Raw genomic sequence first — 22484 nt, forward strand, 5'->3', positions numbered from 1 at the left:
GAGCCATCTCCCAGATCCCGGAACGCACTTGACTGTGCGTGCCGCCTATCGTCAGCCTGACCGTATGCCTGAGGAACTCCTTCTCCACGGACGGGTCCACGTCGACCTGGTCCGTACCGCGAGCGCGCGCTGTCCGGTCCGTTGAGCACCCACGGCCCGACCCGCCGCTTCCCGCAGAAGGACGACTCCATGACCGCCACGCCCGACCTCGGCGTTCCTCAGCTGGCCTCTCCCGATCTCCTGCGTTCCGTCTTCCGTCGGCACGCGGCCGGCGTCGCCGTGATCACCGCCTCGGGTGAAGCCGGCCCGGTCGGCTTCACCGCGACCTCCCTCAGCTCCGTCTCCGCCGAGCCCCCACTGCTCTCCTTCGGTATCGGCACCGGCGCCTCCAGCTGGCCGGCGGTGTCCCGGGCGGAGTACGTGGGCGTCCATATATTGGGCGAGCACCAGCAGGCCCTGGCCGCCACCTTCGCCAGGAGCGGCGCCGACCGCTTCGGCGCGCCGACCGCCTGGCGCGAGGGGCCGCAGGGTGTTCCCGTCCTCGACGACGTGCTCGCGTGGCTGGTGTGCCGCGTCATCGCGCGCGTGCCCGCGGGGGACCATCGCATCGTGCTGGCCGAGGTGCTGCTCGGCGACCCGGCGGGCGCCGGCCGTCCGCTGCTGTACCACCAGGGCCGTTTCACCGCTCTGCGGGATTGATCACTGCGCGGCCGTCCTGCGGCGCCGTCGAGTTCCGATTACGCTGCGTTGCAAAGGTCACAGTTCAAAGCGCTTGCTTAGCGGGAACGAACTGGGTGTACTGACGAGTAATATTTCGGTCGGAGCGCGGGCCGCCCCAACCGGGATCGGCCGATCGAGACGCCTATGCTGCCTGGAAGAAGGCAGCCGAGAACTGACGATGCAGTAGGAGAGCCGGCGTGAGCTTGAGGATCGTTGTCACTGTGAAGTTTGTGCCCGACGCCACCGGCGACCGGCACTTCGCCGATGACCTGACCGTCGACCGGGACGACGTGGACGGTCTGCTCTCCGAGCTCGACGAGTACGCGGTCGAGCAGGCGCTGCAGATCTCCGAGAACTCCGACGACGACGTAGAGGTCACCGTCCTGACGGTGGGCCCCGAGGACGCCAAGGACGCCCTGCGCAAGGCGCTGTCCATGGGCGCCGACAAGGCGATCCACGTCGAGGACGACGACCTGCACGGCACCGACGCCCTGGGCACCTCCCTGGTGCTGGCCAAGGCGATCGAGAAGGCCGGCTACGACCTGGTGATCTCCGGCATGGCCTCCACCGACGGCACCATGGGCGTCGTCCCGGCCCTGCTGGCCGAGCGCCTGGGCGTCCCGCAGGTCACCCTGCTCTCCGAGGTCTCGGTCGAGGACGGCACCGTCAAGGGCCGCCGCGACGGCGACGCCGCCTCCGAGCAGCTCGAGGCCTCCCTGCCGGCCGTCGTGTCGGTCACCGACCAGTCGGGCGAGGCGCGTTACCCGTCCTTCAAGGGCATCATGGCCGCCAAGAAGAAGCCGGTGGAGTCCTGGGACCTGTCGGACCTGGACCTGGAGGCCGAGGAGGTCGGCCTGGAGGGCGCCTGGACCAAGGTCGAGTCCGCGACCGAGCGTCCCGCCCGCACCGCGGGCACGATCGTCAAGGACGAGGGCGAGGGCGGCAAGCAGCTCGCCGAGTTCCTCGCGGGCCAGAAGTTCATCTAAAGGCCCCTCGCCGACCGCCCCTCAACTTCGTTTCGCAGGAGAGCAAATCCCATGGCTGAAGTCCTCGTCTACGTCGACCACGTGGACGGCGCCGTCCGCAAGCCCACCCTCGAGCTGCTGACGCTCGCCCGCCGCATCGGCGAGCCCGTCGCCGTCGCCCTCGGCTCGGGCGCCGAGAACACCGCCGCCGCGCTGGCCGAGCACGGCGCCGTCAAGGTCCTCACGCACGACGCCTCCGAGTACGCCGACTACCTGGTCGTGCCGAAGGTCGACGCGCTGCAGGCCGCCGTCGAGGCCGTGTCCCCGGCCGCCGTGCTGGTGCCGTCCTCCGCGGAGGGCAAGGAGATCGCCGCGCGTCTGGCGCTGCGCATCGGTTCCGGCATCATCACCGACGCCGTCGACCTGGAGGCCGGCGACGAGGGTCCGGTGGCCACCCAGTCGGTGTTCGCCGCGTCCTTCACCACCAAGTCCCGCGTCTCCAAGGGCACCCCGGTCATCACGGTCAAGCCGAACTCGGCCGCGGTCGAGGCCGCTCCGGCCGCCGGCGCCGTCGAGGCCCTGAGCGTCTCCTTCTCCGCCCAGGCCACCGGCACCAAGGTCACCGGCCGCACCCCGCGTGAGTCGACCGGGCGTCCGGAGCTGACCGAGGCCGCGATCGTGGTCTCCGGCGGCCGTGGCGTCAACGGCGCCGAGAACTTCGCGATCATCGAGGCCCTCGCCGACTCCCTCGGCGCGGCCGTCGGCGCCTCCCGCGCCGCCGTCGACGCCGGCTGGTACCCGCACACCAACCAGGTCGGCCAGACCGGCAAGTCCGTCTCGCCGCAGCTCTACATCGCCAACGGCATCTCCGGCGCCATCCAGCACCGGGCCGGCATGCAGACCTCGAAGACGATCGTCGCCGTCAACAAGGACGCCGAGGCCCCGATCTTCGACCTCGTGGACTACGGCGTCGTCGGCGACCTGTTCGACGTCGTCCCGCAGCTCACCGAGGAGATCAAGACCCGCAAGGGCTGATCACCGACCGTCGCACGACGAACGAGGCCCCCGTGACCGCGTGTCACGGGGGCCTCGGCCTTCATCCCAGGGTCACGGTGGCCTGCACCGGCAGATGGTCGCTCGGGTACTGCCCGTGCAGGGTGAAGGGATCGGTCCGCACCCGGTGGACGGTGACGCCCGGCGTCGCCAGGATCCAGTCGATCCGGTCCCCGCCCGCAACGAGCGCGCGGTACCCGTGATACGTCCCGTACACCCCGCCACGCGCGTGTGCCGCGTCCCAGGTGTCGACCAGACCGGCGCCCAGCAGGGTGTCGTAGATCGGATCCCTGTGGGCGACGGCGTTGAAGTCGCCGGTCAGGAACAGCGGCAGGGACGGGTCGAACCGGGCGATCCGCTCGGCGATCATGGCGGCGGAGCGCACGCGCGCGTACCGGCCGTGGTTGTCGAGATGCGTGTTGAGGACGTAGAACTCCCGCCCGGCGAGCAGGTCGCGGAAGCGGACCCAGGTGACCATGCGGGGGTGGGCCGCGCCCCAGGTGTTGGAGCCGCGCACCTCGGGCGTGTCGGAGAGCCAGAAGTGCGCGTATTTGGTCGGAGCGAGCCGGCGGGTGTCGTAGAAGACGGCCATCGCCTCGTCGTCGCCGCCTCCGCGGCCGGTGCCGATCCAGGCGTAGCGCGACCCGAGATCGGCCGCGATGTCCCGTAACTGCTGAGGCCGGCCCTCCTGGGTGCCGATGACGTGCGGGGCGGCCCGGCGCACGAGCGCGCGCGTCACCGGCCGGCGGTCCGCCCAGCTGTTGGGCTGCGCGGCGGACGCGAAACGGAGGTTGAACGTCATGATCTCCAGCGGCGGGACGGCCGCGGGCGCCGGCGCTTCGCGCGACGGGCTCTCGCGCCGGGCCGCGGCGGACCCCGCCGTGCCGAGCAGCGGCACGACGACCACGGCGGCCGCCATGGTTCGCAGTCCTGCCCGCCGTGTCGGCCCGCCCGCGCCCGTCATGTGTCCTCCCTTGCCTTGTGAGACAGGATGAAGGTGTGACCGGTCGTGCGGAAGAGGGCGTAGATGCTCCGGCGACGACGGGGACCACGCCGCACGAGTGGGGGACCACTCGACACAGGAAGGCGGACCACGCACCACAGGAGGGGACCACGCGCCGGACAGGGTGTTGACCCGTCGGAAGTCCCACGGATAACTTCATTCTACGGATTGTTGATTCCGTAGAGCGGAAAACTGGAGGGTGTGGAATGGGTCAGGGCCAGCAGGAGACGGTGACGACCAGCCTCGCGGGCGCCGTCAGCGAGGAGATCAGCGCCTCCCTCGCCGCGGTCGACGCCGAACTCGACCGCCGCTACCCCGGAGACCCCGGCACCCGCCAGCCCGTCCACACCGTCTACGTGCCCGGCGACGTCTTCGACGCCGACACGATCCGCTCCTGGGGCGACCGGGCCCTCGCCGCCCTCGACGAGCACGCCCCCGACGCGGCCTCCTTCGCCGCCTGCCTCGGCCTGTCCGACGCGCTCGCCGAGCCCGTGTACGCGCGCGTGCGGGCCAAACTGGAACGCGAGCCGATCGAAGACCTCCGCGTCGACTTCGAGGACGGCTACGGCCCCCGCCCGGACGCGGAGGAGGACGAGACGGCCGCCCGGTCGGCCCGGCTGATCGCCGAGGCCTACGACAAGGGCACGGCGGCCCCCTACATGGGCATCCGCATGAAGTGCATGGAGGCCGCGGTGCGAGACCGGGGCATCCGCACGCTCGACGTCTTCCTCACCGGCCTGGCGGAGGCCGGCGGCCTGCCCGACGGTCTGGTCCTCACCCTGCCGAAGGTGACGTACCCCGAGCAGGTCACCGCCATGGTCCGGCTCCTGGACGCCTTCGAGAAGGCGCGCGGACTGGACGCCGGACGCCTCGGCTTCGAGATCCAGATCGAGACCAGCCAGGCCATCCTCGCCACCGACGGCACCGCGACGGTCGCCCGCATGATCCAGGCGGCCGAGGGCCGGGCCACCGGCCTGCACTACGGCACCTTCGATTACAGCGCCTGCCTCGGCGTGTCCGCCGCCCACCAGGCCCCCGACCACCCCGCCGCCGACCATGCCAAGGCGGTCATGCAGGTCGCCGCGGCCGGCACCGGCGTGCGGCTCTCCGACGGTTCCACGAACGTGCTGCCGGTCGGCCCCACCGAGAAGGTCCACGACGCCTGGCGACTGCACTACGGCCTCACCCGCCGCGCCCTCGCCCGCGCCTTCTACCAGGGCTGGGACATGCATCCCGGCCACCTCCCCACCCGGTACGCGGCCGTCTTCGCCTTCTACCGCGAGGGTTTCGCCCAGGCCGCCGAGCGCCTGTCCCGGTACGCCAACCGGGCCGCCGGCGACGTGATGGACGAACCCGCCACCGCCAAGGCCCTCGGCGGCTACCTGCTGCGCGGCCTGGACTGCGGCGCCCTCGACCTCGCCGAGGTGACCGAGGCGACGGGGCTGTCCCGGGCCGCCCTGGAGGGCTTCGCGGCACCGCGCCGGGGCGATCTGACGGCCTCCGCGACGTAGGGCACGAGGGGGCGCAGGGCGCGGAGGGGGTCAAGGACCCGAGGGGAGGAGCGTGAAGGCCCGGCGGGCCGGAGGCCTGCGGCCGGCCGGGGCCAGGAGACCCCGGCCGGCCTGCGGCCGTCAGCGCCGACTACCGCTCGGGAAAGGTGTACGGGGTGGTGATGATCTCCATGCCGTGCCCCGAGGGGTCCAGGAAGTACACGCCCCGGCCGCCGTGGTGATGATTGATCTCACCCGGCTGCCGGCCGTGCGGATCCGCGAAGTACGTGATCCCCGCCCGCCTGATCCGGCCGAGGGCGGCGTCGAACTCCTCGTCGGAGACGAGGAAGGCGTAGTGCTGCATGACGATGGACTCCGCCGGGATCGTGGCGAAGTCCAGGGTGACCTTGTTGCTCGTGCCGACGGGGACGAACGGCCCCCACTCGGCGCCGACTTCGAGACCCAGGATGTGGGCGAGGAACTCGGCCGACTCCCGGTTGTCACGGGAGTGCACGATCGTGTGATTCAGCTCGACTGACATGTGTGGAATGCCTCCGTAAGGCAAACTCACGGGCACCTCCATGCCTCACCCGGTCGGTGACCGACACGCGATGCCGTGCGATCACATTAACGGACGCGCAGGTGTTCCAGACCGGAGACGGTCACCAGATTCTCCTCCGCGAACAACCGGGTACCCCGCTCACACCGCCGCGCGTCGGCCCGGGCCCGGCGGCAGAACTCCTCCGGGGTCTCACCGAACAGCTCCCTCAACGCCGCTGATCCTGAAAGGAGTTCGGTGATCAGCGTCCGCTGGCCGGGATGGCCGCGCGGACTGCCGGAACCGTCGTGCAGAACGCCATGGTGATTCACGTACGCGAAGGCATTGAGGAGCGTCTCGCCGTTCTCCAGCTCGACGCGGAAATGCGGCGCGGGCAACAGGACCCGGTCGTAGTTCGGCTCCGTCGCGTCGACCGTGGCGAGTTGTTCCGCGTCCAGCCAGATGACGAACAACTCCCTCGTCACACCGGGGGCGTTGACGGGCGAGGCGGAGACGTAGCCGAGACGGCTGATGTGCGCCGAGACGCCCACGTCGATGCCCGTCACACGCGCCCTGACCATCGGGATGGGCGAGGTGATATCCAACTCGGCCATCTTGTGCCGCAGTTGGGCGGGGCTCGCGTTGGAGCCCACGGCCACCACCGGGGTCCGGTCCGGGTGGGTCAGACGGTCCAGCGGCAGCAGTTCGTCGCCGTCGAGCAGCCCGGACGCGGTCGGCCAGGCCCCGGGATAGGCCAGCGGGTGGTCGCGGGGCGCGTCGGCCAGGCCCAGCGCCTCCAGCGTCCGGTGCTCGTCGCGGGCGTCCACGGGCGCCTCAGTCCGCCGGCGGCAGCTCGCCCGAGCCGCGGGCGATGAGCCGGGTCGGCAGTTCGATGCGTTCGGGAACGATCAGGGTGCCGTCCAGCTGCCGGAACAGACGCTCGGCGGCGGTCCGGCCGAGCGTGGCCGCGTCCTGGGCGACCACGGTCACCCCCGGCTGGAGCAGGTCGGCGAGCTCCAGGTCGTCGAAGGCCACCAGGGCGACGCGACGGGCCTGCTCGGCGAGGACCCGGATCACGGTGACCGTCACCCGGTTGTTCCCCGAGAAGACCGCCGTCACCGGCGAGGGCCCCGACAGCATGTCCTCGGCCGCCCGGCGCACCCGCACCGGATCCGTGGCGCCCAGGGACATCCAGGCGTCCTCGACCGGTATCCCGGCGTCCTCCATCGCCGTGCGGTAGCCGCGCAGACGCTCCGCGGCGGTGTGGATGCGGGGCATGTCGCCGATGAAGCCGATCCGGCGGTGCCCGTGCGCGACGAGGTGGGCCACGCCCGCGCGGGCGCCGCCGAAGTTGTCCGACAGCACGCAGTCGGCGTCGATCCCGCCTGCGGGCCGGTCGACGAAGACCGTGGCGACCCCCGCCTTGATCTCCGGCTCCAGATAGCGGTGGTCGTCCCCGGCCGGGATCACCACCAGACCGTCCACCCGACGCGCGCACAACGCCAGCGCCAGCTCCTGCTCGCGGTCGGGGTCCTCGGCGCTGGAGCCGTTGATGAGCAGCGCCCCGTGCGCCCGGGCGACCTCCTCCACCGCCCGGCTCAGCGGCCCGTAGAACGGGTCGGCGAGGTCCTCCAGAACCAGGCCGATGCTGGCGGTGCGGCCCTTGCGCAACACCCGCGCGCTGTCGTTGCGGCGGAAGCCGAGCGCGTCGATGGCCTCCTGGACGCGGCGTTCGGTGTCCGGGGTGACCCCCGACTCGCCGTTGACCACGCGCGACACCGTCTTGAGGCCGACTCCCGCCCGAGCGGCGACGTCCTTCATCGTGGGACGGTTGCCGTAACGGCTCTCGGGGCGGCGCTGCGTCTCGGCCACGATGCTGTGTCCTGTCCTGTCGTCCACGTGAGGTCGTCGGCATGCGCACCGCCCGCGCAATGTCACGGACGGGGATGCGGGGCCCCGGGGTTTGTATGAGGATGTGGCGTCGAGCATAGAGCCTGGACAACGTTGTCAGATGCGGGGGACACTGTCCACCGCAATCTCCGGCCCGCGTCCCCCAACCGCTGGACCGGCCAGCCCTTTTCCATGGTGGACCGGGAGAGACCAGACTGATGCACACCGACCTCGTGGCCGCGCTCGACATCGGCGGCACCAAGATCGCCGGAGCGCTGGTGAACGGCGACGGCACGATCCTGGCCCGCGCGCAGCGCCCCACGCCCGCACAGGAGGACGGTGACACCGTCATGCGGGCCGTCGAGGAGGTGCTGGGGGAGCTGACCGTGTCGCCGCTGTGGGAGCGGGTCCGTGCCGTCGGCATCGGCAGCGCCGGGCCGGTGGACGCCTCGGCCGGCACCGTCAGCCCGGTGAACGTGCCCGGCTGGCGGGGCTACCCGCTGGTCGACCGGGTCCGGGCCGCGACCGGGAACCTCCCGGTCGAGCTGATCGGCGACGGCGTGGCGATCACGGCGGCCGAACACTGGCAGGGCGCGGCCCGGGGCCACGACAACGCGCTGTGCATGGTCGTCTCCACCGGCGTCGGCGGCGGCCTGGTCCTGGGCGGACGGCTCCACCCGGGTCCCACGGGCAACGCGGGTCACATCGGCCACATCAGCGTCGACCTCGACGGCGATCCGTGCCCCTGCGGCGCCCGCGGTTGCGTGGAACGCATCGCCAGCGGTCCCCACATCGCCCGGCGGGCGCTGGAGAACGGCTGGCTGCCCGGCCCCGACGGCGACACCTCCGCGGCTGCGGTGGCCGCCGCCGCCCGCGCGGGCGACCCGGTCGCCCTGGCCTCCTTCGAACGAGCCGCCCAGGCCCTGGCCGCCGGCATCGCGGCGACCGCGACCCTGGTCGAGATCGACATCGCGGTGATCGGCGGGGGCGTGGGCAAGGCGGGCGACGTGCTCTTCACCCCCCTGCGCCGAGCCCTCCGCGACTACGCGACGCTCTCCTTCGTCCAGCGCCTGACGGTGACGCCCGCACAGATGGGCACCGACGCGGGCCTCGTGGGAGCGGCGGCGGCCGCCCTGGCGAGGAGAGCGGCGGCAGGGGTCTGACGCAATGACCCAGCCCGGAAGGAACGTTCCGCCCTGCGGGGATTCTCCGGGGTGCGGTCGGCCGATCTCGTGCGGGTGCGGGTGCGGGTGCGGGTGCGGGCTCGGGCTCGGGCTGCGAGCTGCCGGTGCCGGTGCGGAGGCGGGCTGTGGGCTGCCGGTGAGGGTGCTGGCGGGGCGGTGCGGATGGGCCGCCGCGTCACCGGGGGCGGACGCAGCTCGCCGTGTCGGCTTGGGACGGGTGCCGGCGGCGGGCTGCATAGGGGTCGGTGCGGGTGGGCCGACTCCTCGCGGGGGGGGGGGGGGGGGGCGCAGCCCGGCGCGCGTACTGCCAATTGGTGTCGGCGAAGCTCGCGCCTCACGGGTGCCGCTTCGACTCCCGTCTCACGGGTGCCGTCTCGACTCGCGCCTCACGGGTGTCGGCGCGAGTGCACGGGTTCACCCGGCCGGCGAGCGTTTCCGCAGGCGGCAGGCGGCAGGCGGCAGGCGGCAGGCGGGAAGTGGCAGGCGGTGGCCGTCGTTCGGCTGGCCTGGCCCGACACTCGCCGCTGGTCTCAGGCGACGCCCGGCCGTGTTGCGGCGCGGGCGTCCCAGCCGCTCCAGTCCGGGATCGCCTCGCGGGCCTGGCGCCAGGCGGCGGGGACGGCAGCCGAGCCGGTGCGGGCCGCGACCACGCCGCCCGCGATGGCGCAGGTCGTGTCGCGGTCGCCCCACCCGCCCACGGTCTGCCACAGCGCCTCGGGCAGATCGTCCAGGTGCCCCGCGGCGGACCAGAGGGCGAACGGAACCGTGTCCGGAGCAGAGATCAGCGTCCCCGCGCCCAGCACGGACGCCGCGTGGCGCACCGAGGTGCGCTCGGGCAGGTTCGCCGCCACCAGCAGCCCGGAGCGCACGTCGCTCTGCGGCACCTGCCCGGCGACCTCCCGCAGGAAGACCGCGCGCGGGGCTGCGCCCACGCCCTCGCCGGCGGCCGCCAGCGCCGCGGCGACGGCCACCGCCACCGCGCCCGCGACCGCTTCCGGATGGGCGTGGGTGGCCAGCGCCGACAGCCGGGCCTGCTCACGGGCCGCGACGGGATCGTCCCGGAACCAGGCGCCCAGCGGGGCGACCCGCATCGCCGCGCCGTTGCCGTAGGAACCCTGTCCGCCGAACTGCTCCGTGGTCACCGCCCGCCAGTCCTCGCCCCCGGCGATGCGCCGCAGCACGCCGTGCATGGACGGCCCGTACTTGCGCTCCGGGTCGCGGCCGTACTCGGCGGCGAACTCCCGCGCCAGGTCGTCCGGACGGACCTCCCCGTGCGCCGTCAGGTGGGCGAACAGGACGAACGCCATGGCGGAGTCGTCCGTCCAGGGCCAGGGCGCCGGACGGGGCTGCCGGGCTGCCCACAGTGCTTCGGCGGGCTCGTCGGAACGGGTGAACCAGCTGTCGCCGAAGGCGTCGCCCGTGACGAGCCCGTCCAGACTGGCGTGGGCGTGGTGCGGACCGCTCATGGCAAGGCTCCTCGAAGACGTTCGGCGACCTCGGCATTCTGGCCGTGTGCGGATGCGCCGCGCGAACGGATTGCCGGGTCGGGCGTGACTCCGCGCCCCCGCGCACAGTTGATCCGCACATGAAGAAGCGCAGCATGCTCGCCATCGCCTCCCTCGCCACCGGCTTCGTCGTCGCGGCGATCACCCCCTCGCACGGCCTGGGGGCCGAGCACCTCGACGGACTGAACGTCGGCGACACCCTCAGCACGCTCGATCACACCATCGCCAGCGACAGCCTGGCCGTCGACGACAACGCCCTGGGGCAGAACGACTGACGGACGCATCCCGACCGTGGCGCCGGCACCCCACCGCGAGGGGGCCGGCGCCACGGCGTTCGTGCGCCCTCAACGGGAACTGGTTTCCGTGGCAGGGTGGAGCGGGCAAGCCACAGGGGGCCAACAGAAGAGGGGGAACTGTGACCGTCGTCTGGATCAACGGCGCGTTCGGTGCGGGGAAGACCACCACCGCACGGGAATTGATCGACCTGATCCCGAACAGCACGCTCTTCGACCCCGAGGTCATCGGCGCAGCGCTCCCGCACCTGCTGCCGCCCAAACGCCTGGCCGAGGTCGGCGACTTCCAGGACCTGCCGATCTGGCGGCGGCTGGTGATCGACACGGCGGCCGGGCTGCTCGCCGAGCTGGGCGGCACTCTCGTCGTCCCCATGACCCTGCTGCGCCAGGAGTACCGCGACGAGATCTTCGGAGGGCTCGCCGCCCGCCGGATCGCCGTCCGGCACGTCCTGCTCGCCCCGGCGGAAACGATCCTGCGCGAGCGAATAGCCAACCGGGAGGTCCCCGCGGACCTTCCCGACGGCGAGATGAGGATCCGTCAGTGGTCCTACGACCACATCGAGCCCTACCAGGCCGCGCTCGCCTCCTGGCTCACCGCCGACGCCCACCCGGTCGACAACGGGGCCCTCACCCCGCGGGAGACGGCCGTCCGGATCGCCGAGGCCGTCGGCAGCGGCGCCGTGGCCTCGTGCGACATCGTGCAGACCCCCGAACCCACCGCCGAGACGGTCGCCGCGGGCGTCCTCCTCTTCGACGAACTGGACCGCGTCCTGCTCGTCGATCCCACGTACAAGCCGGGCTGGGAGTTCCCGGGCGGAGTGGTGGAGCCCGGCGAGGCGCCCGCGCGCGCGGGGATGCGCGAGGTGGAGGAGGAGACCGGGATCCGGCTCGCGGAGGTCCCGCGGCTGCTGGTCGTCGACTGGGAGCGACCGGTGCCGCCCGCCTACGGCGGACTGCGCCTCCTCTTCGACGGCGGAAGGCTCGACTCCGCGTCCGTCGCGGGGCTGCTGCTGCCCGGACCCGAGCTGCGGGCCTGGCGCTTCGTCACGGAGGAGGAGGCGGCCGGTCTCCTCCCGCCGGTCCGCCACGAGCGACTGCGCTGGGCGCTGCGGGCCCGTGAGCGCAACGCCGCCCTCTACCTGGAGGCCGGCGTTCCGCGAGGGTGAGCGGCACCGGCGCCATCGGTGCCATCGGTGCCATCCACGCCATCAGCGCCACCAGTGCCATCCGCGCCACCACTGCCACATGACGCGGTCGCACGGCCGCCGCCCTCAAGGCGACCCGCGGACAGGTCAACTCGCCCCCGCTCCGTGGCCGTCGGCGGTCGTCGTGAGCGCGGCGGGCTCCCTCCCACGCACCCCGCCCATCGGGCGGGGCCCTGTGCCGAACCCGCCGGGCGGGGGCCCCTGTGCCGAACCAGCCTGCGGCCCCTGCGCCGACCGTTGCGTGGATCAGCTCGCCGCGTACTTGCGGAGGAACAGGGCCTCCGCCACCGACAGCCGCTCCAGCTCCTGCGGGGACACGCTCTCGTCGACCGCGTGGATCTGCGCCTCGGGCTCGCTCAGGCCGATGAGGAGGATCTCGGCCTGCGGGTAGAGCCCGGCGAGGGTGTTGCAGAGCGGGATGGATCCGCCCTGGCCCGCGTACTGCATCTGCTGCCCGGGGTAGGCCACGGCCATCGCCTCGGCCATCGCCGCGTACGCCGGGCTGGTCGTCTCGGCGCTGAACGCCTGGCCCTGGCCGATCTGCTCGGTGCTCACCCGCGCGCCCCACGGGATGTGCGCCTCCACGTGTGCCTGCAGCAGCTTCGTGGCCTCGGCCGCGTCCACACCCGGCGGCACCCGCAGGCTGATCAGCGCGCGGGCGCTCGCCTGCACGGACGGGGTGGCCCCGACGACCGGCGGGCAGTCGATGCCGAGGACGGTGACGGCCGGGCGGGCCCAGATCCGGTCGGCGACGGTGCCGGAGCCGATCAGGCCGACGCCGTCCAGCACCTTGGCGTCCTGACGGAACTGCGTCTCGTCGTACTGCAGACCCTCCCAGCGCGCGTCGTCGGTGAGGCCGTCGACGGTCGTCGAGCCGTCCTCGGCGCGCAGCGAGTCCAGGACGCGGATCAGCGCGCCCAGCGCGTCGGGCGCGGCCCCGCCGAACTGACCGGAGTGCAGGTTGCCCTCGAGGGTGTCGACCCGCACCCGCATCATCGTCATGCCGCGCAGTGTGGAGGTGACCGTCGGCAGGCCCACGCGGAAGTTGCCCGCGTCGCCGATGACGATGGCGTCGGCCGTCAGCAGGTCCGGGTGTTCCTCGGCGTACCGCTCCAGACCGCCGGTGCCCTGCTCCTCGGAGCCCTCGACGATCACCTTGACGGTGACCGGGACACCGCCGTCGGCCTTCAGGGCGCGCAGCGCGAGCAGGTGCATGATCACGCCGCCCTTGCAGTCGGCGCTCCCACGCCCGTACCAGCGGCCGTCCCGCTCGGTGAGCTCGAAGGGCGGGGTGGTCCAGGCGGACTCGTCCAGCGGGGGCTGCACGTCGTAGTGGGCGTAGAGCAGGACGGTCTTCGCGCCGGCGGGGCCGGGCAGACAGCCGTAGACCGACTGCGTGCCGTCAGGGGTGTCGAGGACGGCCACGTCCTGGAAGCCCTCGGCACGCAGGGCGGCCGTGATCCAGGCGGCGGCGGCCTCGCTCTCGCTCCTGGGGAACTGGTCGAAGTCCGCCACCGACTTGAAGGCCACCAGTTCGGTGAGCTCCGCCCGCGCCCTGGGCATCAGCGAGGCGACGGTCTCGGCGATCGGATTCGACGACATGGGCACGCTCCTTGTGGGTGCGACGTTGTACAGGGTGGCACTGGTCCGTTCGAGGGACCGTGCGAGCGTACGCGTCTGCCGGGTGAGGGGCGCGCACGCCGCCGATCCTGCCACAGCGGACCGTCATCGGACCGTGACGATCTCCGCCGTAGGATGCGGGGGACAGGTGCGGCAAGCGGCTTGATCGGGAGCAGTAGACCATCGTGAGCAGCGAGAACTCTTCGGCGGACGACGTGCGGCAGGTGTGGGACGTCGTCGTGGTGGGCGCGGGACCCGCGGGGGCTTCGGCCGCCTATGCGGCGGCGGTCACTGGGCGGCGCGTGCTGTTGCTGGAGAAGGCGGAGCTGCCCCGCTACAAGACGTGCGGCGGCGGCATCATCGGCCCCTCGCGGGAGGCCCTGCCCCCGGGCTTCGAGCTGCCCTTCCGCGACCGGGTGCACGCGGTGACCTTCTCGAACAACGGGCGCTTCACCCGGACCCGTCGCTCCCGGCAGATGCTGTTCGGGCTGATCAACCGGCCCGAGTTCGACCAGCAGCTCGTCGAGCACGCGCAGAAGGCGGGCGCGGAGCTGCGCACGGGCGTCACCGTGCAGCGGGTCGAGCAGCACGGCTCGGCGGTGCCGGACCGGCGCTCGGTCGCGGTGGTCCTGCAGGGCGGCGAGACGCTGCTGGCCCGCGCGGTGGTCGGCGCCGACGGCAGTGCGAGCCGCATAGGGGCGCACGTCGGCGTGAAGCTCGACCAGGTGGATCTCGGCCTGGAGGCGGAGATCCCGGTGCCGGAGACGGTCGCCGAGGACTGGAAGGGACGGGTCCTCATCGACTGGGGGCCGATGCCCGGCAGTTACGGCTGGGTCTTCCCCAAGGGCGACACACTGACCGTGGGCGTGATCTCGGCGCGTGGCGAAGGCGCGGCCACCAAGCGCTACTTGGAGGACTTCATCGGACGGCTCGGCCTCGCCGGGTTCGAGCCGAGCATCTCCTCCGGCCACCTCACGCGGTGCCGGGCCGACGACTCGCCGCTCTCACGCGGGCGGGTGCTGGTCTGCGGGGACGCGGCGGGCCTGCTGGAGCCGTGGACCCGCGAGGGCATCTCCTTCGCCCTGCGCTCGGGCCGCCTCGCCGGCGAGTGGGCGGTCCGCATCGCCGAAGCGCACGACGCGGTGGACACCCGGCGTCAGGCACTGAACTTCGCCTTCGCGGTCAAGGCGGGTCTCGGCGTGGAGATGAGCGTCGGCAAGCGGATGCTCGCGGCCTTCGAACGCCGTCCCGGGCTGTTCCACGCGGCCCTCACCGGGTTCCGTCCGGCATGGCGGGCGTTCACCGACATCACGCGCGGCCGGACGACTCTGGGCGAGCTCGTCCGCTCGCATCCGATGGCCCAGCGTGCGCTGACCGCGATGGACCGGCGGCAGACCGCCGCGCCGGCATCGGCGCCGGCGCCCGCGTCGGCTTCGGTCGCGGAGGAGAGCGAGTCCTGAGAGGGGCCGCTCAGCCGGCGACCGTGATCCGGAAGACCGGGTGGTCGCCGGCCGCGGCGACGATCTCCTCGTCCGTGGACGTCGCCGTGACGCCCTTGAAGTACTGGTTGACCTCCCAGCCCCACTTCTCCAGGTAGGTCCGCAGGATCGGGAGCTTCTCCTCGTCGGGGAGCTCCACGGCGGAGAACGCGCGCACCTTGCGTCCGACCCGCAGCTCGCCGCCGCCCGCCACCCGCATGTTGCGGACCCACTGCGAGTGGCCGCGCGCCGAGACCAGGTACTGCGCCCCGTCGTACGAGTGCGGGTTCACCGGGATGCGCTGCATCTGGCCGCTCTTGCGTCCGCGGACCGACATCTCCGCCGAGCCCATCAGACTGATGCCGTGCCGCGCCAGCCAGCCGATGACGCTGTTGAGGCGTACGGCGAGCGGGCTGCCCTTGAGGTAGTACGGCGATGACGACGACATGGTGACCCCCGGTCGGTGAGTGGGCGAGAGCGGTGCTCTCGTTTCCCTTGTGAGGAGTCTGCCCGAGAGGGACGATCCAAAGCAAGAGCGGTGCTCTCTTTTTTGTGCGCCGCTCCGAATCATGTGCGCCAGTACGAATCACGTACACCGCTCCGAACCGTGTGCACCGATCCGATCCGTGGAACACTCATCCCATGAGCAGCAACACCGTCCGTGGAGCCCGGGCCCGCGCCAGGATCGAAGTCACCGCCGCGATCAAGGAAGAGGCCCGCAGGCAACTCGCCTCCGAGGGCGCGGCCAAACTCTCGCTGCGCGCCGTGGCCCGCGAGCTCGGCATGGTCTCCTCCGCCCTGTACCGCTACTTCCCGAGCCGCGACGACCTGCTCACCGCGCTCATCATCGACGCCTACGACTCGCTCGGCGCGAGCGCGGAGGCGGCGCACGAGGCCGTCGCCGACGCCCCGCCCGTCGAACGCTGGGTCGCGGTCGGTGAGGCGGTGCGCGGCTGGGCGCTGGCCCATCCGCACGAGTACGCCCTGATCTACGGCTCGCCGGTGCCCGGGTACAGCGCGCCGGACACGACCGTGCCGGCCGCTGCCCGCGTCGGCCTCCTCCTCGTCGGCATCGTCCGCGACGCGCACCGGCACCAGGGGCTGGCCACGCCGCTTCTGTCGGACGAACTGGTCCCGGAGGCGGTCCGGATGGCGGCGGATCTCGCGCCCGACCTCCCGCCGGGGGCGGTCGCCGCGCTCGTCGCCGCCTGGGCGCAGCTGTACGGGCTGGTCGGGTTCGAGTTGTTCGGCCAGTTCCACCGGGTCGTGGAGGACCGCGAGCCGTTCTTCCGGTACGCGGTCGCGCGCCTCGCCCGCGAGGTCGGTCTGCGCGAGGCGCCCTGACCGGCGACAGCCCCTGAGGGAGCCGCCGGAGTCGCCAGGCCGCCGAGCCCGCCGCTGCCCCTGGTGACGACCAACCCCGCGACGTCCTCACCGACGGCCTGCGGCCGAGGGCGCCGGCCCCGGCCAGGCGGATCCACCGAGGTCCTCCGACCGGACATCGTGGGCTCACGGGACTCACGGGACTCACGGGACTCACGGACCCGCCACGCGCCCTCCTCCGGCCGAGGCGTACGTCCAGGGGAGTACGGCCGATCACCTCGCCCGGCGGACGTCCGGCGCGGCCGGCGGCGTCTAGCGTGACGGACATGGACGAAGAGCGGGTGCGTGGGCGCGGCGGCCCGGCGCGGTGGCGGCACGGCCCGCCGCCGTGGCTGCGCCGCCGGGAGGGCCGAGAGGGCGTGGAGCCCGACCCGGGGCGATGGCCCTGGCCCTCCACCCTGCTGCTCACCGCGTTCGTGCTCGCCGGCTCGACCTTCGCGGCCCACGCCCAGGAGGGGCAGCGGGCCTCGCTCGACGCCTTCGCGCGGGTCCTGCTGGTCGTCGCCTCCGGGCTGCTGCTCTGGCGGCGGCGGCAGCCGGTGGCCGTGGTGTTCGGCACGGCGGCCGTCGCGGCGGTCTACCTCGGCGCCGGCTACCCGTACGGGCCCGTCTTCCTGACCGTGGCGGTGGCCTGCTTCGCCGCGGTCGTCGCGGGGCACCGCAGGGCGGCCTGGTCGGCGCTGGGCGTGCTGTGGGCCGTCCATCTGCTGGTGGCGCACTGGCTGTACCGGTGGCTGCCGCCCGCCGGGGACGACCCGGCCCCCTTCGGGCAGGAGATCGTCGTCGCCGGGTGGGTCGTGGCGATCGTGGCGATCGCGGAGCTGGCGCGGATCCGGCGCGAGCAGTGGGCCCGCGAGCGGGCCGAACGCGCCCAGGCGGCCCGGCGGCGTGCCGATGAGGAACGGCTGCGTATCGCCCGGGAACTGCACGACGTCCTCGCCCACAGTCTGTCGGTCATCAATGTGCAGGCGGGCGTGGGCCTCGCGCTCCTGGACGCCGACCCGGAGCAGGCGCGCTCCGCGCTCACCACCATCAAGTCAGCCAGCAAGGAGGCGCTGGGCGAGGTGCGTCAGGTGCTGGACACACTGCGCGCGCCCGGAGACGCGCCGCGGGCTCCGGCGCCCGGCCTGGACCGGCTGCCCGAGCTGGTGGAGCAGGCGGCGCGCGCGGGTCTCACGGTCGACGTGTCCGGCCGGGCGCCCCGGTTGTCGCCCCATGCCGACCTCGCCGCGTTCCGCATCGTCCAGGAGGCCCTCACCAACGTCGTCCGCCACTCGGGCTCGCGTCACGCGCGGGTGCGGCTCGACGACGGCGGGGCGACGCTGCGGCTCCGTATCGACGACGACGGCCCGGCGAACGGCACGGACGCCGGAGGCAGCGGCAACGGTCTCGCCGGAATGCGGGAGCGGGCCGCGGCGCTGGGTGGCACGATCGAGGCGGGACCGCGGCCCGACGGCGGCTTCCGGGTGCTCGCCGTCCTGCCGACGAGGGCCGCAGGGAACCAGGAAGCGGGGGAGGACCGGTGATCCGCGTACTGCTCGCCGACGACCAGTCGTTGGTCCGGGCGGGGTTCCGTGCGCTGCTCGACGCGCAGCCGGACATCGAGGTGGCCGGGGAGGCCGCCGACGGTGAGGAAGCGGTGCGCGCGGTGCGCGAACTGCGGCCGGACGTGGTCCTGATGGACATCCGGATGCCCCGGCTCGACGGCCTCGCCGCCACCCGCCGCATCACCGACGACGAGACGCTCGCCCAGGTCAGGGTGGTCATGCTCACCACCTTCGAACTGGACGAGTACGTTTTCGAGGCGATCCGCTCGGGTGCTTCCGGCTTTCTGGTCAAGGACACCGAACCCGACGAACTCCTGCGTGCGGTAAGGGCGGTGGTCGCCGGTGACGCGCTGCTCTCGCCGGGAGTGACCCGTCGGCTCATCGCCGAGTTCGCCGCCCGTTCCAAGGAGCCGGCCGCGGCCGACGCGCTGGCCCGGCTCACCGAACGGGAGCGGGAGGTGATGGCGCTGGTCGGGATCGGCCTGTCCAACGAGGAGATCGCCCGCCGTCTGGTCGTCAGCCCGCTCACCGCCAAGACCCATGTCAGCCGGACGATGGTGAAGCTGGGCGTGCGGGACCGGGCCCAACTGGTCGTCCTGGCCTACGAGTCTGGGTTGGTCCGGCCGGGCTGGCTGGGCTGAGCGCCGGTACGGAAGCGGACCAGCACGGAGACCACCCGGGCCACGAACACCAGCAGTGCGAGCGTGACGCCCGCGTAGACCGACAACTTCTCCGCCGTGGCGGGCAGTTCGAACAGCAGCGCCGGTCCGGCGGCCGCCCCGAAGAGCACCGCCGCCGCGAACGCCGCGCTGCACAGCGCGTATCCGATCTCGACGGTGATCGCGTCCCGCTCGGCCTGTGTGCGCCGCCGTCCCCCGTGACCGTTCATACGTCGAGTCTCACAGGTGTGCGCCCGGCGAGCCAGTCGGCCTGCCGGGCGCACGCGTGCGGGGTCAAGGGCCTTTCGTCCGGATCGGGCCGGGCTCGCCTGATCCGAACGAAATGGCCTAGTCGCGGGCTCCCACCGGCTCCGCCTCGGTTTCCGGCACGGTGGACCGTGCGACCACGACCGAGCCGGGGGCGCGGCGGGTGCGCAGGCCGGGGAGGGTGATGAGCAGGCCCACGGCGGCGATCACCGTCACCACCGTCAGTCCGGGCCGGTAGCTGTCGAGAACGGCCTGCGGAGTGGGATCGGACGGGGCGCCCGCGGTCACCACCGCGGTGACGACCGCGAGGAAGATCGCGCCGCCCACCTGCACCGAGGTGTTGAGCAGGCCGGAGACCATGCCCTGCTCGTGGTCCGCGACGCCGTTGGTGGCCTGGATGTTGAGCGAGGGGAAGACCAGCGCGCACGCCGCGCCGATCAGCAGCATCGACGGCAGGATGACGGCGGCGTAGACGGGGTCGAGGTCGACGCGCAGGAACAAGGCGTACCCGGCGACCATGAGGGCGAAGCCCGTCGCGATCAGCCGAGGGGTGCCGAACCGGTCGACGATCGAGCCGACCCTCGTCGAGGACACCGCCACCAGTGCGCCGGCCGGCAGGAAGGCGAGCGCCGTGTGCAGCGCCGACCAGCCGAGCAGCGTCTGCATGTAGAGGGTGGCCAGGAACTGGAAGCCCACGTACGAGCCGAAGAAGGCCATGGCGCCGAGCTGGGCGCGGACCTGGCTGCCGGACCGCAGCACGCCGAGCCGGATCAGCGGGCCCGCCGAGCGGCGCTCGACGAGGACGAAGGCGGTCAGCAGGGCGGCGACGGCGAGGAAGGACAGCAGGGTGCGGGCGGACGCCCAGCCGGACTCGGGCGCCTGGACGACGGTGAAGACCAGCAGCAGCATGGACGCGGTGCCGAGGACGGCGCCGGGGACGTCGTAGCCGTCGTGGTCCTTCTCCCGTTCGCTGCGCGGCAGCAGCTTCAGGCCCGCCGCCAGCGCGACCAGGGCGATCGGTGCGGGCAGCAGCATGGTGAGCCGCCAACTGGCCTCGGTGAGCAGGCCGGAGAGGACCAGGCCCATCGAGAATCCGGTGGCCGCGCAGGTGGTGTAGATGGAGAGCGCGCGGTTGCGCAGGGGGCCCTCCGGGAACGTCGTGGTGATGATCGACAGTCCGGCAGGGGCGGTGAAGGCCGCGCTCAGGCCCTTGATGAACCGGCTGGCGATCAGCAGCGGCCCGGAGTCGACGAGGCCGCCGAGCAGTGAGGCCAGGGCGAAGACGCCGAGGGCGACCAGGAAGACCTGACGGCGGCCGAGCAGGTCGGCCGTGCGGCCGCCGAGGAGGAGCAGGCCGCCGTAGCCCAGGATGTAGCCGCTGACGATCCATTGCAGGGTCGACGTGGAGAGCCCGAGGTCGGAACCGATGGACGGCAGGGCGACGCCGACCATGGACACATCCAGCGCGTCCAGGAACATCGCGGCGCACAGCACCAGCAGGGTGCCCCACAGCCGGGCGTTCCAGCGACCCTCGGCGAGAGGGGGCGCGGGGGAGGGGAGCGGAGAGGTCATGCCGGAGACACTACATGCGCATGCATCGAATGCAAACGCATTTAATGCGGATGCAATTAATCCTGTTCTCTGCTACGGTGCGCCCCATGGCGGCGGAGAAGGGTGAGGCCGAGGCCGAGCAGGCGCTCGTCGAGCAGTGGCGGGACATGCTGGCGCTGCACGCGCGCACCCAGTGCGAACTCGACCGGGCGCTGCACCGGCACGGGCTGTGCGCAAGCGACTTCGAGGTGCTGGACGTCCTCGCCGAGTCGGCCGCGCCGGACGGCTCGTGCAGTTTCCGCGTCCAGGAGATCGCCGAGCGGGTCCACCTCAGCCAGAGCGCGCTGTCGCGGCTCATCGCCCGTCTGGAGAAGGACGGTCTCGTCGAGCGCGGGCTGTGCCCGGAGGACCGCAGGGGCGTCCGTGTGGCGCTGACGGCGAAGGGGCGCGCGCTGCACGGCGACGTACGGCCGGTGCAGCGCGCGGTGTTGACCCGGATGCTCGCGGACTGACCTCGCAGGCCCCTCAGTTCACGCCGGACGTCTCCCGCCACAGCGTCGCCAGCGAGGCGTCGCCGGTCGCCGCGGGCAGCGGCAGCCGGTTCCACAGCGCCAGATAGAGCGCCCCCGCCGGCCCGGACACCTCGCAGTCGGCCTGCCCCTCGGAGTTCCTTGCGGTCACGGGCGGTTCCGTCGACAGGCGTACCGTCCAGACGGCGTCCGCCGCGTCCGTCGCCCGCACCCTCAGCACCCGGGGCCTCTCGGTGCGCACCCTGCTCTTGGCGCGCGCGTGGAAACCGCGCAGCAGTTCGTCGATCCCGTCCGCCGCGAACCCGGCGTCCAGCTCCCCGGCGATCTCCTCGGGGGCGCGGCCGCGGGCCGCCTCGGCGTCCACGCGGTGCACGGCCGTCTCGTGGGCCTGCCGCCGGGCCCAGAACGCGAGCGGCGAGGGGGCGGGCAGGAAGTGCCAGCACTCCACGTCGGGCGAGGCGCCGGACAGGGTGCCGACCAGCCGGCCGTGCCCCTCGCGGAACCAGTCCAGCAGCGGCTCGCCGTCGAGGTCCGGCGCCTCGCCGAAGGGGCGGAAGGAGCCATGACCCTCGGCCACGAACGAGGTCGCCCAGCGATGCACCGTCCCCGTGTGCCGCAGCAGCTCCCTGACCTGCCAGTCCGGGCAGGTCGGAACCTTCGCGTCGGGGCCGGCCTGCGCCGCTGCGGCGGCCAGCGAGCGGCCTTCCCGGTCCAGGATGCGGATGAACTCGGCAGTCTCCATGAGGGGGAGTCTGCCGGATGGGCGTGGTCGGGGAGAGCGAATATCGTGCTCGGCCGGACCTCACGCGGACGTCGCCCCCACGTCACGACACCGGTCGGCGCGGCCGAACTCCGGCCGGCGCCGCCCCGCCGGTGAGGGCGATGGGCGGGGAGAACCGGGCCGCCGGGAAGGCGACTGCGGGCGAGCCGAGGAGCAGCGTGCCGGCGCGTGGGGCGCTCGGTGAGCGGCGAGGGCGTCCGGCCCCGGTGGGAACATCGGGGGATGCGGTTGAGCGGAGACCGGCTGCGGGCCCTGGCGGCCGTGGCGTTGTCGGTGGGTGTCGCGGTGGCCTGCGGCGGGCCCGGGGACCGGGGAAGCGCGCCTGCCACCGCCGCCACCGGCACGCCCGTCTCGCCGACGCCCTCGGCGGCGCCCCGGTTCGACGCGGAGGCCGAGCGGTCCGACGGCCGGCGCGTGGGCGTGTCGTACGTCGCCGGACGCGGGCTCGTGGAGCGGCACCGGGACCCGGACTCGGGGAGTGGAGCGCGCCGCGAGTGGTGTACGCGACCGCCGCGGACCGGTGCCGGAGCCTCACCCTCAAGGCGTTCGACGACACGGTCGCCGTCATCGCCGACTGGGGCGACTACTGCTACGACGGCGAGCCCCCGTCGGAGTCGGTCGCCGCGGTCGCGACGGCGGACCTCGCCCGGTGGGACACGAAACTCACCAAGGACTTCGACGGCTGGACCGAGGTCGCCCCCGTGGGCGACGCGCGCCGGCTGGTGTTCTCGCAGAACTCCACCGAGTCGTCGACCCGGCTGCGGTGGAGCCGGGCGGAGGGCTTCGCGGAGGTCGAGGAGAAGCCGCGCTGACCGCCGCGGA

At 73.0% G+C, this 22484-nt stretch carries 23 protein-coding genes; 13 read left to right on the forward strand and 10 right to left on the reverse strand.

Annotated elements, in window-relative coordinates; translation table 11 throughout:
* Nucleotides 1–189 precede the first annotated feature (189 nt).
* The 3 genes from ACZ7DE_RS23880 to ACZ7DE_RS23890 all read left to right on the forward strand — a co-directional run bounded on the left by ACZ7DE_RS23880 (nt 190) and on the right by ACZ7DE_RS23890 (nt 2720).
* Nucleotides 190–699: a flavin reductase family protein gene (locus ACZ7DE_RS23880; protein ID WP_470764393.1), complete on the forward strand. Its 510-nt coding sequence runs from the start codon at nt 190–192 to the stop codon at nt 697–699.
* A gap of 218 nt (nt 700–917) precedes the next feature.
* The gene (locus tag ACZ7DE_RS23885) at nt 918–1706 is read left to right on the forward strand and encodes an electron transfer flavoprotein subunit beta/FixA family protein (protein ID WP_470764395.1); all 789 of its coding nucleotides are present in this window, start codon (nt 918–920) and stop codon (nt 1704–1706) included.
* Nucleotides 1707–1757: 51 nt separating this feature from the next.
* Entirely contained in the window at nt 1758–2720 is a 963-nt protein-coding gene (locus tag ACZ7DE_RS23890) for an electron transfer flavoprotein subunit alpha/FixB family protein (protein ID WP_470764397.1), read from the forward strand.
* Between the two features lie 61 nt (nt 2721–2781).
* On the opposite strand, the gene ACZ7DE_RS23895 is transcribed toward ACZ7DE_RS23890, so the two are convergent.
* On the reverse strand, nt 2782–3657 hold the full coding sequence (locus ACZ7DE_RS23895; RefSeq protein ID WP_470764399.1) for an endonuclease/exonuclease/phosphatase family protein: 876 nt from the start codon (nt 3655–3657) through the stop codon (nt 2782–2784).
* Between the two features lie 290 nt (nt 3658–3947).
* On the opposite strand from ACZ7DE_RS23895, the gene ACZ7DE_RS23900 reads away from it, so the two are divergent.
* Nucleotides 3948–5252: a DUF6986 family protein gene (locus ACZ7DE_RS23900; protein ID WP_470764400.1), complete on the forward strand. Its 1305-nt coding sequence runs from the start codon at nt 3948–3950 to the stop codon at nt 5250–5252.
* A gap of 130 nt (nt 5253–5382) precedes the next feature.
* Here the strand turns inward: ACZ7DE_RS23900 and ACZ7DE_RS23905 are convergent, their stop codons facing one another.
* The 3 genes from ACZ7DE_RS23905 to ACZ7DE_RS23915 all read right to left on the reverse strand — a co-directional run bounded on the left by ACZ7DE_RS23905 (nt 5383) and on the right by ACZ7DE_RS23915 (nt 7641).
* A complete protein-coding gene (locus tag ACZ7DE_RS23905) occupies nt 5383–5772 on the reverse strand; it encodes a VOC family protein (RefSeq protein ID WP_470764402.1) in 390 nt (129 codons plus the stop codon).
* A gap of 86 nt (nt 5773–5858) precedes the next feature.
* Nucleotides 5859–6596 (reverse strand): hypothetical protein, encoded by a 738-nt coding sequence (locus ACZ7DE_RS23910; RefSeq protein ID WP_470764404.1) that lies wholly within the window; start codon nt 6594–6596, stop codon nt 5859–5861.
* Nucleotides 6597–6603: 7 nt separating this feature from the next.
* On the reverse strand, nt 6604–7641 hold the full coding sequence (locus ACZ7DE_RS23915; protein ID WP_470764406.1) for a LacI family DNA-binding transcriptional regulator: 1038 nt from the start codon (nt 7639–7641) through the stop codon (nt 6604–6606).
* A gap of 236 nt (nt 7642–7877) precedes the next feature.
* On the opposite strand from ACZ7DE_RS23915, the gene ACZ7DE_RS23920 reads away from it, so the two are divergent.
* On the forward strand, nt 7878–8822 hold the full coding sequence (locus ACZ7DE_RS23920; protein WP_470764408.1) for an ROK family protein: 945 nt from the start codon (nt 7878–7880) through the stop codon (nt 8820–8822).
* Nucleotides 8823–9373: 551 nt separating this feature from the next.
* Here the strand turns inward: ACZ7DE_RS23920 and ACZ7DE_RS23925 are convergent.
* The gene (locus tag ACZ7DE_RS23925) at nt 9374–10309 is read right to left on the reverse strand and encodes an ADP-ribosylglycohydrolase family protein (RefSeq protein ID WP_470764410.1); all 936 of its coding nucleotides are present in this window, start codon (nt 10307–10309) and stop codon (nt 9374–9376) included.
* Nucleotides 10310–10428: 119 nt separating this feature from the next.
* Here ACZ7DE_RS23925 and ACZ7DE_RS23930 point away from each other — a divergent pair, with 119 nt between their 5' ends.
* Nucleotides 10429–10623 (forward strand): hypothetical protein, encoded by a 195-nt coding sequence (locus ACZ7DE_RS23930; protein ID WP_470764412.1) that lies wholly within the window; start codon nt 10429–10431, stop codon nt 10621–10623.
* A gap of 140 nt (nt 10624–10763) precedes the next feature.
* Nucleotides 10764–11807, forward strand: coding sequence for an NUDIX hydrolase (locus ACZ7DE_RS23935; protein WP_470764414.1), 1044 nt, complete (start codon nt 10764–10766; stop codon nt 11805–11807).
* A 285-nt stretch (nt 11808–12092) separates the two neighbouring features.
* Here the strand turns inward: ACZ7DE_RS23935 and ACZ7DE_RS23940 are convergent, their stop codons facing one another.
* Entirely contained in the window at nt 12093–13448 is a 1356-nt protein-coding gene (locus tag ACZ7DE_RS23940) for a M20/M25/M40 family metallo-hydrolase (protein WP_470764416.1), read from the reverse strand.
* A gap of 203 nt (nt 13449–13651) precedes the next feature.
* On the opposite strand from ACZ7DE_RS23940, the gene ACZ7DE_RS23945 reads away from it, so the two are divergent.
* Entirely contained in the window at nt 13652–14926 is a 1275-nt protein-coding gene (locus ACZ7DE_RS23945) for a geranylgeranyl reductase family protein (protein ID WP_470764418.1), read from the forward strand.
* 10 nt (nt 14927–14936) lie between these two features.
* Here ACZ7DE_RS23945 and ACZ7DE_RS23950 read toward each other — a convergent pair whose 3' ends face one another.
* Nucleotides 14937–15392: a nitroreductase/quinone reductase family protein gene (locus ACZ7DE_RS23950; protein WP_470764420.1), complete on the reverse strand. Its 456-nt coding sequence runs from the start codon at nt 15390–15392 to the stop codon at nt 14937–14939.
* A gap of 194 nt (nt 15393–15586) precedes the next feature.
* Here ACZ7DE_RS23950 and ACZ7DE_RS23955 point away from each other — a divergent pair, with 194 nt between their 5' ends.
* The 3 genes from ACZ7DE_RS23955 (at nt 15587) to ACZ7DE_RS23965 (ending at nt 18515) form a co-directional block, all read left to right on the forward strand.
* Nucleotides 15587–16288, forward strand: coding sequence for a TetR/AcrR family transcriptional regulator (locus ACZ7DE_RS23955; protein ID WP_470764422.1), 702 nt, complete (start codon nt 15587–15589; stop codon nt 16286–16288).
* Between the two features lie 305 nt (nt 16289–16593).
* Nucleotides 16594–17853 (forward strand): sensor histidine kinase, encoded by a 1260-nt coding sequence (locus ACZ7DE_RS23960; protein WP_470764424.1) that lies wholly within the window; start codon nt 16594–16596, stop codon nt 17851–17853.
* A complete protein-coding gene (locus ACZ7DE_RS23965; RefSeq protein WP_470764425.1) occupies nt 17850–18515 on the forward strand; it encodes a response regulator in 666 nt (221 codons plus the stop codon). Before ACZ7DE_RS23960 ends, ACZ7DE_RS23965 begins: the two co-directional genes overlap by 4 nt.
* Here ACZ7DE_RS23965 and ACZ7DE_RS23970 read toward each other — a convergent pair.
* Nucleotides 18476–18763 carry a DUF6332 family protein gene (locus ACZ7DE_RS23970; protein WP_470764427.1) on the reverse strand — a complete coding sequence of 96 codons (288 nt, stop codon included), beginning with the start codon at nt 18761–18763 and terminating at the stop codon, nt 18476–18478. The two genes, ACZ7DE_RS23965 and ACZ7DE_RS23970, sit on opposite strands and share 40 nt — an antisense overlap.
* Before the next feature lie 118 nt (nt 18764–18881).
* Nucleotides 18882–20372: an MFS transporter gene (locus ACZ7DE_RS23975; protein ID WP_470764429.1), complete on the reverse strand. Its 1491-nt coding sequence runs from the start codon at nt 20370–20372 to the stop codon at nt 18882–18884.
* Between the two features lie 86 nt (nt 20373–20458).
* On the opposite strand from ACZ7DE_RS23975, the gene ACZ7DE_RS23980 reads away from it, so the two are divergent.
* On the forward strand, nt 20459–20863 hold the full coding sequence (locus tag ACZ7DE_RS23980; protein ID WP_470764921.1) for a MarR family winged helix-turn-helix transcriptional regulator: 405 nt from the start codon (nt 20459–20461) through the stop codon (nt 20861–20863).
* Nucleotides 20864–20876: 13 nt separating this feature from the next.
* Here ACZ7DE_RS23980 and ACZ7DE_RS23985 read toward each other — a convergent pair whose 3' ends face one another.
* Complete coding sequence (locus ACZ7DE_RS23985; RefSeq protein WP_470764431.1) at nt 20877–21623, reverse strand: maleylpyruvate isomerase family mycothiol-dependent enzyme; 747 nt, start codon at nt 21621–21623, stop codon at nt 20877–20879.
* Nucleotides 21624–22156: 533 nt separating this feature from the next.
* Between ACZ7DE_RS23985 and ACZ7DE_RS23990 the strand changes: the two genes are divergently transcribed.
* Nucleotides 22157–22474, forward strand: coding sequence for a hypothetical protein (locus tag ACZ7DE_RS23990; RefSeq protein ID WP_470764432.1), 318 nt, complete (start codon nt 22157–22159; stop codon nt 22472–22474).
* Nucleotides 22475–22484 lie beyond the last annotated feature (10 nt).

The organism is Streptomyces sp. NPDC037083 (assembly GCF_055606485.1).

Coding starts and splice junctions, on each gene's coding strand:
- ACZ7DE_RS23880 (WP_470764393.1), top strand. CDS start 190: ATGACCGCCACGCCCGACCTCGGCGTTCCTCAGCTGGCCTCTCCCGAT.
- ACZ7DE_RS23890 (WP_470764397.1), top strand. CDS start 1,758: ATGGCTGAAGTCCTCGTCTACGTCGACCACGTGGACGGCGCCGTCCGC.
- ACZ7DE_RS23895 (WP_470764399.1), bottom strand. CDS start 3,657: ATGGCGGCCGCCGTGGTCGTCGTGCCGCTGCTCGGCACGGCGGGGTCC.
- ACZ7DE_RS23900 (WP_470764400.1), top strand. CDS start 3,948: ATGGGTCAGGGCCAGCAGGAGACGGTGACGACCAGCCTCGCGGGCGCC.
- ACZ7DE_RS23905 (WP_470764402.1), bottom strand. CDS start 5,772: ATGTCAGTCGAGCTGAATCACACGATCGTGCACTCCCGTGACAACCGG.
- ACZ7DE_RS23920 (WP_470764408.1), top strand. CDS start 7,878: ATGCACACCGACCTCGTGGCCGCGCTCGACATCGGCGGCACCAAGATC.
- ACZ7DE_RS23925 (WP_470764410.1), bottom strand. CDS start 10,309: ATGAGCGGTCCGCACCACGCCCACGCCAGTCTGGACGGGCTCGTCACG.
- ACZ7DE_RS23930 (WP_470764412.1), top strand. CDS start 10,429: ATGAAGAAGCGCAGCATGCTCGCCATCGCCTCCCTCGCCACCGGCTTC.
- ACZ7DE_RS23940 (WP_470764416.1), bottom strand. CDS start 13,448: ATGTCGTCGAATCCGATCGCCGAGACCGTCGCCTCGCTGATGCCCAGG.
- ACZ7DE_RS23950 (WP_470764420.1), bottom strand. CDS start 15,392: ATGTCGTCGTCATCGCCGTACTACCTCAAGGGCAGCCCGCTCGCCGTA.
- ACZ7DE_RS23955 (WP_470764422.1), top strand. CDS start 15,587: ATGAGCAGCAACACCGTCCGTGGAGCCCGGGCCCGCGCCAGGATCGAA.
- ACZ7DE_RS23960 (WP_470764424.1), top strand. CDS start 16,594: ATGGACGAAGAGCGGGTGCGTGGGCGCGGCGGCCCGGCGCGGTGGCGG.
- ACZ7DE_RS23970 (WP_470764427.1), bottom strand. CDS start 18,763: ATGAACGGTCACGGGGGACGGCGGCGCACACAGGCCGAGCGGGACGCG.
- ACZ7DE_RS23975 (WP_470764429.1), bottom strand. CDS start 20,372: ATGACCTCTCCGCTCCCCTCCCCCGCGCCCCCTCTCGCCGAGGGTCGC.
- ACZ7DE_RS23980 (WP_470764921.1), top strand. CDS start 20,459: ATGGCGGCGGAGAAGGGTGAGGCCGAGGCCGAGCAGGCGCTCGTCGAG.
- ACZ7DE_RS23985 (WP_470764431.1), bottom strand. CDS start 21,623: ATGGAGACTGCCGAGTTCATCCGCATCCTGGACCGGGAAGGCCGCTCG.